The following is a 12,696-nucleotide window of genomic DNA, read 5'->3' on the forward strand; positions in this document are numbered from 1 at the left end:
GCACCAGGAGGTGTCAAGGTCCAGACCAATCAGTGCAGGCTGGGCTTGCCCAGATCCCGCCAGACGGCCGGGAAGCGCTCCTCCACCCGCCGCGCCGCCGCCGTCTCCAGCCCGTGCAGCAGGCCGAACGTGAAGCCGTTCTCCCCGTCGAGCTGGGCCTTCGCGCCCAGCTCCCGCAGCACCGGCCGGGCCACCACGCTGTCCTGGTGCTCGCCCAGCAGCTCCTGCACCGCCTTCACCTTCTTGTGGTACTTCGCGGCCCGCTTGCCGAACACCGGCTCGGACACCTCCACCGCGTACCGCAACCGCTTCGCCGCCTTGCGCGCCTCGTGCAGCGCGTCGTCGTCGTGCGCGTTCCCGGCCCGCTTGGCGAGCCTGCGGTAGGTCTTGGTCACCAGCTCCGGCAGCGCCTTCTTCGCCTTCTCGGACGCCGCCGGCGTGAACGGCGGGTCGGCGATCATCGCGTCGACCGCGTCCAGCAGCGCGAAGTACCGCTCGCTGTTCAGCGCGGCGAGGGCCGACTCGTGCGCGGCGGTCTCCAACGACGAGAAGTGCCGCACCAGCTGGGCCCGCACGGGCCCGAGCACCAGGTCCCCGTCGAGCGCCGCGAGGCCGTCCTCGAACCGCGCCCGCAGCACTTCGAGGTCGCGCGCCTCGCCGAGCGTGCCCGCGAGCCACTTCAGCTCGTCGGTCAGCTCGCGCGTGTCGTCCCGGTCCACGATCGAGCCGAACGCCTGGAGCGCGCTGCGCATCCGCCGCGTCGCCACGCGCATCTTGTGCACGCCCTCGTCCTCGCCCCGGCGCACCCTCGGGTCCTCGTGCTTCAGCGCGTCGGCCTGCTCGCGCAGGTACGCCAGCACGACGTCGCCGGCGGACTTGCCGCCCGCCCTGCCGGGGGCCGGGGGCGTGGTGGCGGCGATCCGGTCGGCCAGCAGCCGGGTCAGCTTCGCCGACGACGCGGACCGCGCGATCCCGCTCTCCGCCAGCCGCGCCTCGACCAGGTCCAGCAGCGCCACGTCACCGCGTTCGCCCAGCTCGACCTCGATCTCCCGCCACGAGTCGACGGGCGTGTCGTCGCCGCCGAGGGCCTGCCCCGACACCAGGTCCTCGACCACCTCGGCCAGCAGCCGGCCCTTGTCGTCCACCAGTTGCCGGCGGTGCCGCGTGGTCCGGATGCGGGCGACCGGCGCGAGCTCGCGACCGCGCGCGTGCACCTGGACGAGCGAGCCCAGCTCCTCCGGCGGCTGCTTGGCCGCGCGCCCCGCCGGCAGCCGCACCTCCTCGCGCGTGTCCACGCCGACCGGGAGCTTCAGGTGCCAGCCCGCGTCCTCGCCGCCGGTGCGGCGGCGCAGCGTCAGCCCGGCCCGCGCCAGCCGCAGGTCCGCGGTGTCGTAGTAGACCGCCTCCAGCTGGTGCTCCTCCGGCCCGGCCACGGCGGCGACGCCGGCCAGGTCGGACAGGTCCGGCAGCGCGGCGCCGCCGGGGGCCTCGTACTTGCGTTCCGTCTCGTGCACCGACGTCGACATGTACCAGACATACACCGATCGGAGGCAGTTCATTCGATCTCACGGTGAGTGATCAGTCGTTAACCAGGCCGGGGGTTTGTGTCGCCCCGTACGCGTGGTCTTTCGGTTTCGCGCCTGGACAAGGACCCACCGTGCGGTTGGCTGGATCGCGTGCCCACGGAGAAGGAACGGCTCGACGAGGTCGAACCGACGGTCGCGGACCTCGTCGCCACCACCCAGGCGTTGACGGCCGAGCTCGGCCGCGTGAGCGCCCGCCTGCTCGTGCTGGAACGCAGGCTGTCCGGCGCCGGGTCCGGCCCGGACGAGGACCTCGACTCGGTCGACGGCATCACCGAGACCGTCGACGCGCTGCGCGCCGCGTGGGACGCCGAGCAGGAGCTGCTGGCCGACTCCGTCCGCGCCGACCTGCGCGCCGAGGTGGCCGAGTACGAGTCGCTGAAGCAGCAGCGGGACGCGGGCCTGGCCAAGCTGTCCACCGGCCGGATGCCGCGGTTCGAGCGCGACGCGCTGCAGCACGAGGTGCAGAACCTCGACTGGCGCGTCAACGCGCAGGAGCCGGGCGCCGTGGCCGCGGCCGAGCGGCTGGCCGCCGACCAGCTGGCCGCCGAGGAGCCGTGGCGCGCGGAAGCGGTGGTGGCGGGGGACAAGGCGCGGCAGGAGGTCCTGGACATCGCCCGCCGCCGGCTGGAACGCGCGCTCGCCGCCGACACCCGGCTGCCGCTGTGGTTCCGGGTCGGCCTCGGCGAGATCACCAGCCCGGACCCGTCACTGTGGGTGGAGGCCGCCGTCGCCCTGGTCGCCTACCGGCTGGAGTACGGCGTCACCGACCCGATCTCGCCGCTCGGCGAGGTGCCGTCGGCCGCGTCCGGCTTCGCCGCCTGGGTCCGCCGCGCCGAGGCGCACGCCGACATCGTCGACCAGCTCGACTCGCTGCGACCCTGAGGTCCGCGCCGGTCAGCAGGTCTGCAGCATCGTGCCCAGCGCGTCGCGCTCGGCCTCGTCCACGGTCAGGGAGTAGAGCGTCTTCACCGACACCACGGCCCGCGCGTACGTGCACCAGTACGACTCCACCGGCGGCTTCCACTTCGCCGCGTCCTGGTCGCCCTTGCTCCGGTTGCTGCTCGCCGTCACCGCGATCAGCTGCATGCCGCCGAGGTCGTTGGCGAACTTCTCCCGCTGCTCGTCGGTCCACTTGTCGGCGCCCGACCGCCACGCCTCGGCCAGCGCCACGGTGTGGTCGATGTCCAGGTCGCCGGCGTCGGTGACGACCACGCCGTCGTACACGCTGGTCCACGTGCCCGAGGTGGCCCGGCACTCGCCGTCCGTCTTCACGTCCGAGCCCTGGCGCTGCAGCACGACCTCGCGCGTGTCGCACGAGTCGCCCTGGCTGCTCCAGTGCGGGAACCGGTCGCGGCTGTAGCCGGCCATCTTGCCCTCCGGCGCCACGGTCAGCGCCGCGAGCTGCGCCGCCGGGTCGTCACCGGGCGCGGCCGGGCCCGACGGCACGGTGGTCGGCGGCGGTGCGGTCGACTCCTGGTACCGGGTCAGGTAGTAGCCGATGATGATCAGGAGGACCAACACCACGACGCTGACCAGCGTGGTCGACCGCTTGCCGCTCATGCCCCAATGATCAGCGATGATCGCCGCCACGGGAACACCGGGGCCGCAATCGCGGAGGACGACGGCGATTCGTCCGCCGCATTCGACGGCCGTTCGACGTGGTCGCGCCGCCGTTCCCCTTGTCCGGACCGGGTTTTCCGGGTCACGGCCGGCTGGTCAGGTACCCGCCCATGTGCGTGAAGTACTCCGTCGCGCCCAGCTCGACGCCGTCCTCCGTGCGCACGCGCTTGACGAGCAGGGCGCGGTTGCGGCCGCGGCGGGCCTCCGCGCCCGCGACGATCGCGACGCCGTCGCCCTCGCGGTAGAAGATCCGGCCGGGCGTGCCGCCGTAGCGCTCCTGGGACACGTCGGCCTCGACGATCTCCAGCCGCTTGCCCTTGTGGAAGCAGAACGCGCTCGGGTACGGCGCGCACTGGGCGCGGACCAGCCGGTCCAGCTCGTCGGCCTCCCACGTCCAGTCGATGCGCAGGTCCTCCTCCGCGCGCTTGTGGAAGAAGCTGGCCTTCGACCGGTCCTGCTTGGTGAAGTCGGTCCGGCCCGAGGCGATCTCGGCCAGGCCGTCCACGGTGATCGGCCCGAACAGCTCCAGCGTCTTGCGGAACAGGTCGGCCGTCGTGTCGCGCGGGCCGACCGGGACGGCGCGCTGGAGCACGATGTCGCCGGCGTCCAGCGTCTCGTCCATCATGTGCGCGGTCACGCCGACCTCCTTCTCGTCGTTGATCAGCGCCCAGATCAACGGCGAGAAGCCCGCGTAGGCGGGGAGCAGCGAGTCGTGCACGTTCAGCGTGCCGTGCTGGGGGAGCGTGAAGATGTGCGGGGGAATCCACGTGCGCCAGTTGGTGGCCACGATGACGTCCGGCTCGACCTCCTTGAGCCGCTGGAACAGCTCGTCGTCGTCCGGGCGGTTGCGGATGATCGTCTCGACGCCGTGCTCGGCGGCCAGGTCCGCGACGGAGTCGCTCCAGATGCGCTCGTAGGCGTGGTCGCTCTTCGGGTGCGTGACGACGAGGACCACCTCGTGCTCGGAGTCCAGCAACGCCTGGAGCGTGCGATGGCCCCAGGTCTGGTAGCCGAACATGACGACCCGCATGGACGCTCCTCCTTGCATAGGCTTGCCTAACTGAGCTGACCCTAACCTAAGTCGGCGTGGGCTAGCCTGCGCGGGTGATCCTTGACCTGAAGGTGGTCGGCGGGCGGGTCGTGACGATGGACCCCGCCCGGCCCGTGGCGTCGGTGATCGGTGCCTGGGCGGGGCGGGTGGTCGGGCTCGACGACGACGTGGCGGACCTGCCCGCGCGCCGGGTCGTCGACCTCGGCGGAGCGGTGGTGCTGCCCGGTTTCGTGGACGCGCACAACCACCTGGCGTGGACCGGGCGCGCGGCGCGCACCGTCGACATCTCGTCGTGCACGACCGTCGCCGGGGTGGTGGACGTGCTGCGCGGCGCGCGGCGGGCGTCGGGGTGGGTGGAGGTCGCGGGCTACGACCACCGCGCCCTCGACCGGCCGCTGACGTCACGCGACCTCGACCTGATCGGGCCGCGGGTGTACGTGCAGGACTTGTCCGGGCACGCGTGCGTGGTGAGCGGCGACGTCGTGGCGGCGCTGCCCCCGTCGGCGTTGCGGGAGGCGCAGCGCGACGAGACCGGCGAGCCGACCGGGTTCCTGGCCGAGGGCGCGCAGTCGGCCGTCCGGGCGATGCGGCTGCCGTACTCGCTGGACGACATCGCGGCGGACGTCGAGGCCGGCGCGCGGCAGTGCCTCCGGGAAGGCGTGGTGCTGGCGGCGGAGGCCGGGGTCGGCGGCGGTCTGATCGGCAGCAGCCCGTTGGAGGTCGAGGCGTACCAGCGGGCGTCGCTGCCGATCCGGGTCCAGCTGATGGTGTCCGCCGACCGCCTCGAACCCGTGGCGGCGCACGAGGCGGACGGCATCCGCCGCGCCGTGCCGCTCGGCCTGCGCACCGGGCTCGGCGGCGACCGGCTCTCCATCGGGCCGCTCAAGCTGTGGACCGACGGCGGCATGATGGCGCGGACGGCGGCGCTGACCCGGCCGTACGTCGGTGTGGAGTCGGCCGGTCAGCTGCAGGACGACCCGGACGTGATGCGGGCGGCGATCGTGGACGGGCACGCGGCCGGGTGGCAGCTCGCCGTGCACGCCATCGGCGACCGTGCCGTCGACTTCGCGCTGGACGCCCTGGCGGAAGCGCACCGCGTCCGGCCGAGGGTCGACGCGCGGCACCGGATCGAGCACTGCGGGCTCGTGCGGCCGGACCAGCTCGACCGGATCGCGGAGCTGGGGGTGATCCCCGTGATCCAGCCGACGTTCCTGTGGGCGTACGGCGACGACTACGCGCGGATCATGGGGCCGGAGCGGACGCCGTGGATGTACCGGGGCCGGGCCTTCCTGGACCGGGGGATCGTGGTGGCGGGCAGCTCCGACCGGCCGGTGGCGGACGGGAAACCGTTGCGCGCCATCCAGTTCATGGTCGAGCGGCGGTCGAAGGAGGGGCAGGCCATCGGGCCGGACGAGGCGATCGCGGTGGAAGAGGCGGTGGCCGCGTACACCGTGGGCGCGGCCTACGCGTGCCGTCGGGAGGACGTGCTGGGGACCATCAGCCCGGGCAAGTTGGCGGACTTCGCGGTGCTGGGCGCGGACCCGTTCACCTGTGAGGTGTCGGGGATCGGTGACATCGAGGTGCTGGCGACCGTGGTGGACGGCGTGTTCGCCCACGACCAGGCTTCCTTCACCACCGACTGACCACCCATCCCCGGTCCCGAACCCGGCCCACTCGGGCTCGACGCGCCAAGCCGGACCCACCCCGGCCCGGTGTGGCGTGCCGGGGCGGGGCGGGGTGCCGGGGGTGGCGGCTCGGTCCCGGTTCGGCCCCTCGAGGGCTGCGGTGTGGTCGGCGCGCCGAGTCGTTGGGTCGGCCGCTTGACCGCGGCCGGTCAGGCGCTCATTCGCCAGTGCACGACGTACCCCGCCGCCTCCGCCGCGATCAGGGCGTCCAGCTTCGCCAGGTTCGTCCGGCGCGACATGCGGAACGCCCGGCCCCTCCGGGCGTCCAGCAACAGCGGGGTGGCGCCGGGCAGGGTGTCGGCGGTGGTCTGCTGCAGGATGCGCAGGCCCACGTTCGCCGCCTCCTGCGTCATCGGCGGTTCCTTCACGTAGACGAGCACGGCCGCGCGCTCGCCGTCCGGCATCCGGAGACCGAGGTGCGGGCGGACGCGGAGGGCCAGCTCGCCGGCCTGCCACCGGGCCGCCGCCGTGGGCACGCCCGTCGCCCTCGTCGCCTTCAGCCACGGCAGGAACCCCTCGCGCAGCTCCTCGAACGCCCTGGGCTGGCCGGGCCTGGGCAGGCGGTGCGCCGCCGCCACCGCCGCCTCCAGCTCGGCCGCCGGGTCGGGTGAGTTCGCCGCCCGCCGCATCGCGTCACGCATCGGGTTGTAGAACCCGGCCACCCACTGGTCCGGCGACAGGTAGATGCGGCGCTGGTCGGACACGATGCTGATCCGGCCACGCTGGCCGCTCATGACGTACTCGGTGAAGGACAGGGCGGTGACGCTGATCGGCTCCACGACAAGCTCCCCTCGCGCGCGATCGAACTCGTGTTCGATTCTACCGGCGGGGTACGACAATCCGCGGCCCGCGAACGGGCGACGGGAACCCTGGTCAGGCGCGGAACGTGGTCAGCAGCGGGCCCAGGTCCGGGTCCTCCGCGACCTCGGCGAAGATCGCGGTCAGCGTCTCCTCGTAGAACGGCGCGGCGGTCGCGTGCACGTCCCGACCGGCGGGCGTGATGCGGCTGTACACGCCCCGCCGGTCCGTCTCGCACACCTCGCGGCCGGTCAGCCCCGACTGCTCCAACCGGGCGACGAGGCGGCTCACCGAACTCTGGTTCAGCCCGACGGCCTCGGTCAGCTCCTGCATCCGCAGCTCGCCGTCCGGCGCGTCGGCCAGCGCGCGCAGCGCGGTGAACTCCGACATCCCGAAGTGGAACCGCCGCTGCAACGCCCGTTCGAGGTCGGCGTTGATCCGGTGGTGCAGCGCCCGGAGGCCGGCCCACGTGGCGGAGACGGACAACTCGACCCCCGGAGTGCAGGTATGGGTCTGCATCTTATGCCCGCGACACGCGGCCCCCCGGTCGGCCGAGGGTGGAGGGGGTCCGGTGTCTAAGCTGCCGGAGGGGGAAGGAGCGCGCGTGGACGAGCGACCGGACATCGACCTGACGAGGCCGAGCGCGGCCCGGGTGTACGACTACTACCTCGGCGGCGCGCACAACTTCGCGGTGGACCGCGAGATGGCCGAGCAGGCCATCGCGATGTGGCCCGAGCTGCCGCTGATCATGCAGGCCAACCGGGCGTTCCTGCGCCGGGCGGTGGAGTTCTGCGTCGAGCGGGGCGTGACCCAGTTCCTCGACCTCGGCTCCGGCATCCCGACCGTCGGCAACGTGCACGAGGTGGCCCGCGCCGCCGACCCGACCTCCCGCGTCGTCTACGTCGACAGCGACCCGATCGCGGTGACGTACAGCCGCACGATCCTCGGCGACGACCCGCGGACCACCGTCGTGCAGGAGGACCTGCGGCAGCCGTCCGACGTGCTGTCCTGCCCGCAGGTGGTCGAGCTGCTCGACTTCGACCGGCCGATCGCGGTGATGATGGTGGCGGTGCTGCACTTCGTGCAGGACGACCCGGCGGGGATCATCGCCGCGTACCGCGACGCCGTGCCGCCCGGCAGCTACCTGGTCGTCTCGCACGCCACCCAGGAGGGCCAGGCCACGCAGGCCGACGAGCACACGGACCTGTACCGGCGGCGCACCGCGACCCCGATGACCATGCGCTCCAAGGCCGAGGTCGAGGCGTTGTTCGACGGGTTCGACCTGGTCGAGCCGGGGGTCGTGCACCTGCCCCTGTGGCGGCCCGCCTCGCTGGAGGACGTGGACGAGCACCCCGAGCGGTTCGCGGGCCTGGCCGCCGTCGGCCGCAAGCGGTGATTCGCACCTTCGAGTGACCCGGCCCCGTCGGCCATCGGGATGTTGTAATTTCGTGACCAGGCAGGTGCGGCTGCCACCGAGGCTCCTCCTGACCCGGATGGAGTGGGTGCCTCCAGAGCGCGTGTGAACGACGTGCCCGCACTTCCGCCAGGTCCCGAGGCCCGCCGCGGCGAGCCCGGAGGCGTCGACCGGGCGGCGTCCGCGGAGGTCCCTCGTGCCGACAATCTCCCCCCACCTGGTCAAGCGCTGCTGGTGCACCGGCGAGACACCGAACATGGTGCGCAGGCAGCGCGGCGGCACGGGCGCCGAGTCGCGCCCGCTCGTGCCGTCCGCCCGCACCGCCGGCCAACGCCGGTTGGAGGCGGCCGTGCTGGAGGCCGCCCACCGCGCCATGTCCCGCATGCGCCGGCGTGGTTGCGCGCTGCGCCCGACGTCCCTGGTGAACCGGGTGCGGTCCGACTCGGCCGTGCTCGGCCTGCAGGTCGACGACGCGGGGCTCGACCACCTGCTGGCCGAGGTGCTGCCGGTGGTCGTCGGCGGCCGGGTCCGCGGCGTGCCGGGCCTGCGCGTCCACCCCCGGCGGGACAGCCTCGACCTGCGCTCGCCCGACGGGGAGGTGCGCCTGCTCGGCGTGACCAGGGGGCGGTGGCGGCAGGCCGTCGCCGCCGGGCTGCCGGTCGACCTGGCCCAGCGCGACGGCCTCGACCCGCGCGAGTCCCCGCCGGGCCCGGACGAGGCGCGGCCGGTCGACCAGATGAGCGGTGTGCTGCGGCGGTTGCCGCTGTGGCGCGGTGCGGCGTGGCTGGACGGCGTGGTGGTCGGCGACGTCCTGGAGCTGTACTGGCGGGGCGGCCCGCGGGCCGAGTCGGTGGCCGCCATCCTGGCCGGCTCGGGGTGCGGCATCCCCGGCACGGCGGCCGTCCCGTACGGGTTCCGCAACGCGGTGCGCGGCCTGACGCTGTCGGCGGCCGACCCGCGCGCCGTGGCCACGCCGGTGGAACCGGAGTGGGCGTGGGTCGAGTGGCTCGCCGCCACCGCGCCCGGCCCGGCGCTGGACGAGCGCGCCGTCCGCCCGTCGCACGTGGGCGCGGACCTGCCGGACGTCTGGGAGCAGCGCGAGATGCGCGCCGCGCTGGCGGCCCGCGACATCGCCACCGTGTACCGGCTCCTGCGGCACCACGGCGTGCCGCGCGACCGGATCGTCGCCCTGACGGGGCAGTCCGACGAGGACGTCGGCCGCGTCCTCGCGGGTGGCAGGGTCGAGGCGTACGACACGCTGACCGACATCGCGAAGGGCCTCGGCGTGCCGTTCGGGTACATGGGCCTCGCCCACGACGAGCAGCCGCCGGCGGACACCGCGTGCTACTGCGCGAACCTCGACGAGCGCGCGAAGCGGGACCGGTTCCTGGCGCACGCCGCGCTGCTGACCGTCGGCACGGCCACCACCACGTGGGGCTGCCCGGCCGCCGCGTGCCGCTCCGCCCGTCCCGCATAGCGCTTGCCGCGCCGCGAGGTCGGCTGTGATCATGGCGGCATGTCCGAGAGAAAGGGCGTGTCCGCCCCGACGCGATGAGCGTCCGCCGACGGCGCACCGGCCGTCTCCCCGCCCGCCGCTGTCGGCAGGTCCCCGACGTCCTCGCCGAGTGGTCGTCCCGCCCCGGCGCGTCGCCCTCGTCCCCGGCTGAACGCCGGGTGGCCGGCCCGCGCGGGACCGGCCACCCGGAACTGTGATCAACCCGAACCGGTCACTTGCCGTCCGGGACCTTGCCCTTGCTCGACTTGATCGTCACGACCTCGCGCGACGTCGCGCCGGGCGCGGTGGACAGCGCCGTGCCCGAGTTCGACGTGTACGCCGTGACCTGCCACAGGAAGTAGTTCCCGTCGCCGCCCCGGAAGAGCACCCGCTCCTCCGAGCCGCCGGTGCCGGCGAACGCGGGATCTCCGACGGCCGGGTCCTCGTTGGTGTGCCAGAGCCGCCACGTCGAGGCGCCCGGCACCGTCTGGCCGCCCCGGTACACGAATCCGTCGGAGCCGCGGACGACGGCCTCGACGATGCCGTGGGCGTTGACGATGGCGGCGGGCGAGCCGGCGAACGTCAGGGTGCCGCTGATGTTCGTCCACCCGGCGAAGGACGTGCCCTCCTTCTGCGTGTACAGCTTGTTGTCCGTGGCACGGGTGACGATCTGCACCTTGCCGTCGGCGAACACCACGGCCGCCGGCGTGCCCGCGCCGCTGATGCCGGCGGCGACCCGGCCGGGGCCGAACTCGCCGTTGACCAGCTTGCGGGCCGCGATCACGTTGGCGGTGCTGCGGTAGACGACCTCGAAGCCGTTGCCGCTGGGCACCACGGTGAAGTCGGTGCTCATGTTGTAGTCGGTGGAGCTGACGGCCTTGCGCCACGGCCTGAACCCGCGGGTGTCGTCGAACTCCTCCGCGTACCAGAGCTTGTTCTTGTCGTCGACGGCGAACGCGGTGAGCAGGTTGTTCGCCCCGCGCACCACCACCGGGCCGCTCGACATCGCGCCGTTCACGCCGGCCGGGCCGTCCCAGAAGGTGCTTCCCGTGGTCTTCTGGGTGAACGCCACGGCCTGCGCGCCCGTGTTCCTGGCCAGGATGACGAACCGGCCGTCCTGGCGCTGCGCCAACGTGGGCCGGCCGGCCGTGGTCTGGTAGCCGGACAGCCCGTTCCACTCCAGGAACTCGGAACCGGCCGACGACTGGTAGCCGTGCACCAGGGTGCCCGAGTCCGTCACCGCCGCCATCTCGAACCGCTGCGTGCCCGGGTTGAACGCCAGCTGCGGGCGCTCGTTGGACGGCGCGGGCACGGTCGGCGGCGTCACCGTCACGGGCGACACCAGCTTGCACGAGTCGACCGCGGCGCCGAACTCGGAGATGCCGGGCCAGTGCAGGACGTGCTCCTTCCACGTGCCCTCGGCGCTGTTGGCGAACGTCTTGGCCGCCGCGTCCCACCGGTACCAGTAGATGTCGCTGTTGCCGAGGCCGTAGATGACGTCCGCGCCGGGCGAGGCCAGCTGCTTGAAGCCGTTCCAGCCGCTGCCGAGGTGCGTGCCGTAGTCCAGCCAGCGGCGGTTCTTCCAGTCGTAGTGGAACCGGTAGAGGGTGCCGTCGGCGATGGCCGGGTCGCGCGCGTAGAGCACGCCGTCACCGGCGGCGAACACCTGGTCGAACCGGCCCCAGCCGGTGTCGACCACCTTCTGCGTCCACGTCTTGGCGACGTCGTCGTAGATGCTGTGCTCGAGCTCGCCGTTGATCAGCACACCGTAGAAGTGGTTGTTCGTGTCCACGGTGAGGCGGTAGCGGACGACCGCGTCGTTCCAGCCGTACCAGTTCGTGGCGATCCGCACGCTGACGCCGTTGTCGTCCCACGTGGCGCCGTTCCAGCGGAACCGGTCCACGGCCCCGTCGGCGCGCACCAGGTACGTGTACCCGTTGGGGCCGGTGATGAAGCGGGTGTTCCAGCCGGAGCCGACGCCGCTCGGACCGTTCCAATTGGACAGACCGGTTTCCGGTTCGCCGTGCGGGCGCAACCAGAGGCCGCTGTCGGTCGTCGACGCGAAGACGTTGGCCGAGGGCTTGCACTCCACGTCGGGCGCGACGGCGCCGAGCTTGCAGCCGTCCGAGGCCGGCGCGATCTCGTCCACGTCGGTCCAGGCGGCGATCCGCACCTTCCACTCGCCGGAGGCGGCGCCGGCCCACGTGTCCTGGGCCGGGAGGTAGCGGTACCACCACAGCTCGCCGCCGGGCACCATCCCGTAGATCACGTCCGCGCCGGGGGAGACGAGCTGCTTGAACCCGTTCCAGCCCCACCCGAGGTCCTTCTCCCGCTGGATCCACGTGCCGGTGCGGAAGTCGTACTGGGAGCGGTAGAGCGTGCCGGAATTGACGTTCGGGTCGCGGGTGTAGAACACGCCGTCGCCGGCCGCGAACAGCTGGTCGTACTTCGTCCAGCCGGTGGCGATCGCCTTGTGGGTGAACGCCTTGGTGGTCTCGTCGTACCGGCTCAGGACCAGCTCGCCGGTCGGGTTGATCCGGTAGATGTTGTTGTTGCTGTCGGCGGTGATCCGGTACCGGTGGGCCGGCTGGTTCCACGGGCTCCACCCGGCGCCCAGCGAGGCGGGGGTTCCGCCGTTGTCCCACGCCGTGCCGTTCCAGCGGTACCGGTGCAGGTCGCCGCCGGCCGTGATGGAGAAGACGTGGCCGTTGGCGCCGGCGAAGAACCGGGTGTCCCAGCCCCAGCCGATGCCCTGGTCGCCCGTCCACGCGTCGCTGCCCGACGCGGCGTCGTTGTGCCGGCGGAGCCGGAAGTCGGGGTTGCTCGCGATCGACGTGAACACGTTCGCCGGCGACGCGCACTGCGCCGTCTCGACCGCGCCGGCGACGTTGCCGCCGGCGGCCAGGACCGGCAGGCCGACCGCGCCCAGGACGGCGGCGAGCGAGAGTTGCACCAGGCGTCTGAACACCCGGCGCGAAGGTCTTGTCATGTGTGTGCCCCTCGATGCGGGCGCGCGGGAAGGCGACGGTGCGCCGTGCGCCCGGTGG

At 73.1% G+C, this 12,696-nt stretch carries 10 protein-coding genes; 4 read left to right on the plus strand and 6 right to left on the minus strand.

Annotation, left to right across the window (positions count from 1 at the left end; translation table 11 throughout):
- Positions 1-29: 29 nt before the first annotated feature.
- Entirely contained in the window at positions 30-1,526 is a 1,497-nt protein-coding gene (locus ACRAKH_RS06200) for a CYTH and CHAD domain-containing protein (protein WP_447009678.1), read from the minus strand.
- A 150-nt stretch (positions 1,527-1,676) separates the two neighbouring features.
- On the opposite strand from ACRAKH_RS06200, the gene ACRAKH_RS06205 reads away from it, so the two are divergent.
- On the plus strand, positions 1,677-2,468 hold the full coding sequence (locus tag ACRAKH_RS06205) for a hypothetical protein (protein ID WP_380724448.1): 792 nt from the start codon (positions 1,677-1,679) through the stop codon (positions 2,466-2,468).
- Positions 2,469-2,480: 12 nt separating this feature from the next.
- On the opposite strand, the gene ACRAKH_RS06210 is transcribed toward ACRAKH_RS06205, so the two are convergent.
- Together ACRAKH_RS06210 and ACRAKH_RS06215 are read right to left on the minus strand one after the other, a co-directional pair.
- Positions 2,481-3,146 (minus strand): HNH endonuclease family protein, encoded by a 666-nt coding sequence (locus tag ACRAKH_RS06210; RefSeq protein WP_380724447.1) that lies wholly within the window; start codon positions 3,144-3,146, stop codon positions 2,481-2,483.
- A gap of 142 nt (positions 3,147-3,288) precedes the next feature.
- Entirely contained in the window at positions 3,289-4,236 is a 948-nt protein-coding gene (locus ACRAKH_RS06215; protein ID WP_380724446.1) for a methionyl-tRNA formyltransferase, read from the minus strand.
- 74 nt (positions 4,237-4,310) lie between these two features.
- Here ACRAKH_RS06215 and ACRAKH_RS06220 point away from each other — a divergent pair, with 74 nt between their 5' ends.
- Positions 4,311-5,900: an amidohydrolase gene (locus tag ACRAKH_RS06220; protein WP_380724445.1), complete on the plus strand. Its 1,590-nt coding sequence runs from the start codon at positions 4,311-4,313 to the stop codon at positions 5,898-5,900.
- A gap of 191 nt (positions 5,901-6,091) precedes the next feature.
- Here the strand turns inward: ACRAKH_RS06220 and ACRAKH_RS06225 are convergent, their stop codons facing one another.
- On the minus strand, positions 6,092-6,721 hold the full coding sequence (locus ACRAKH_RS06225; protein ID WP_380724444.1) for a hypothetical protein: 630 nt from the start codon (positions 6,719-6,721) through the stop codon (positions 6,092-6,094).
- A gap of 94 nt (positions 6,722-6,815) precedes the next feature.
- Complete coding sequence (locus ACRAKH_RS06230; RefSeq protein ID WP_380724443.1) at positions 6,816-7,226, minus strand: MarR family winged helix-turn-helix transcriptional regulator; 411 nt, start codon at positions 7,224-7,226, stop codon at positions 6,816-6,818.
- A gap of 118 nt (positions 7,227-7,344) precedes the next feature.
- Here ACRAKH_RS06230 and ACRAKH_RS06235 point away from each other — a divergent pair, with 118 nt between their 5' ends.
- Complete coding sequence (locus ACRAKH_RS06235) at positions 7,345-8,136, plus strand: SAM-dependent methyltransferase (protein WP_380724442.1); 792 nt, start codon at positions 7,345-7,347, stop codon at positions 8,134-8,136.
- Positions 8,137-8,350: 214 nt separating this feature from the next.
- Entirely contained in the window at positions 8,351-9,631 is a 1,281-nt protein-coding gene (locus ACRAKH_RS06240; protein ID WP_447009679.1) for a hypothetical protein, read from the plus strand.
- Positions 9,632-9,881: 250 nt separating this feature from the next.
- Here ACRAKH_RS06240 and ACRAKH_RS06245 read toward each other — a convergent pair whose 3' ends face one another.
- Complete coding sequence (locus ACRAKH_RS06245; protein ID WP_380724705.1) at positions 9,882-12,617, minus strand: tachylectin-related carbohydrate-binding protein; 2,736 nt, start codon at positions 12,615-12,617, stop codon at positions 9,882-9,884.
- Positions 12,618-12,696 lie beyond the last annotated feature (79 nt).

This window comes from Saccharothrix hoggarensis, from assembly GCF_052936025.1.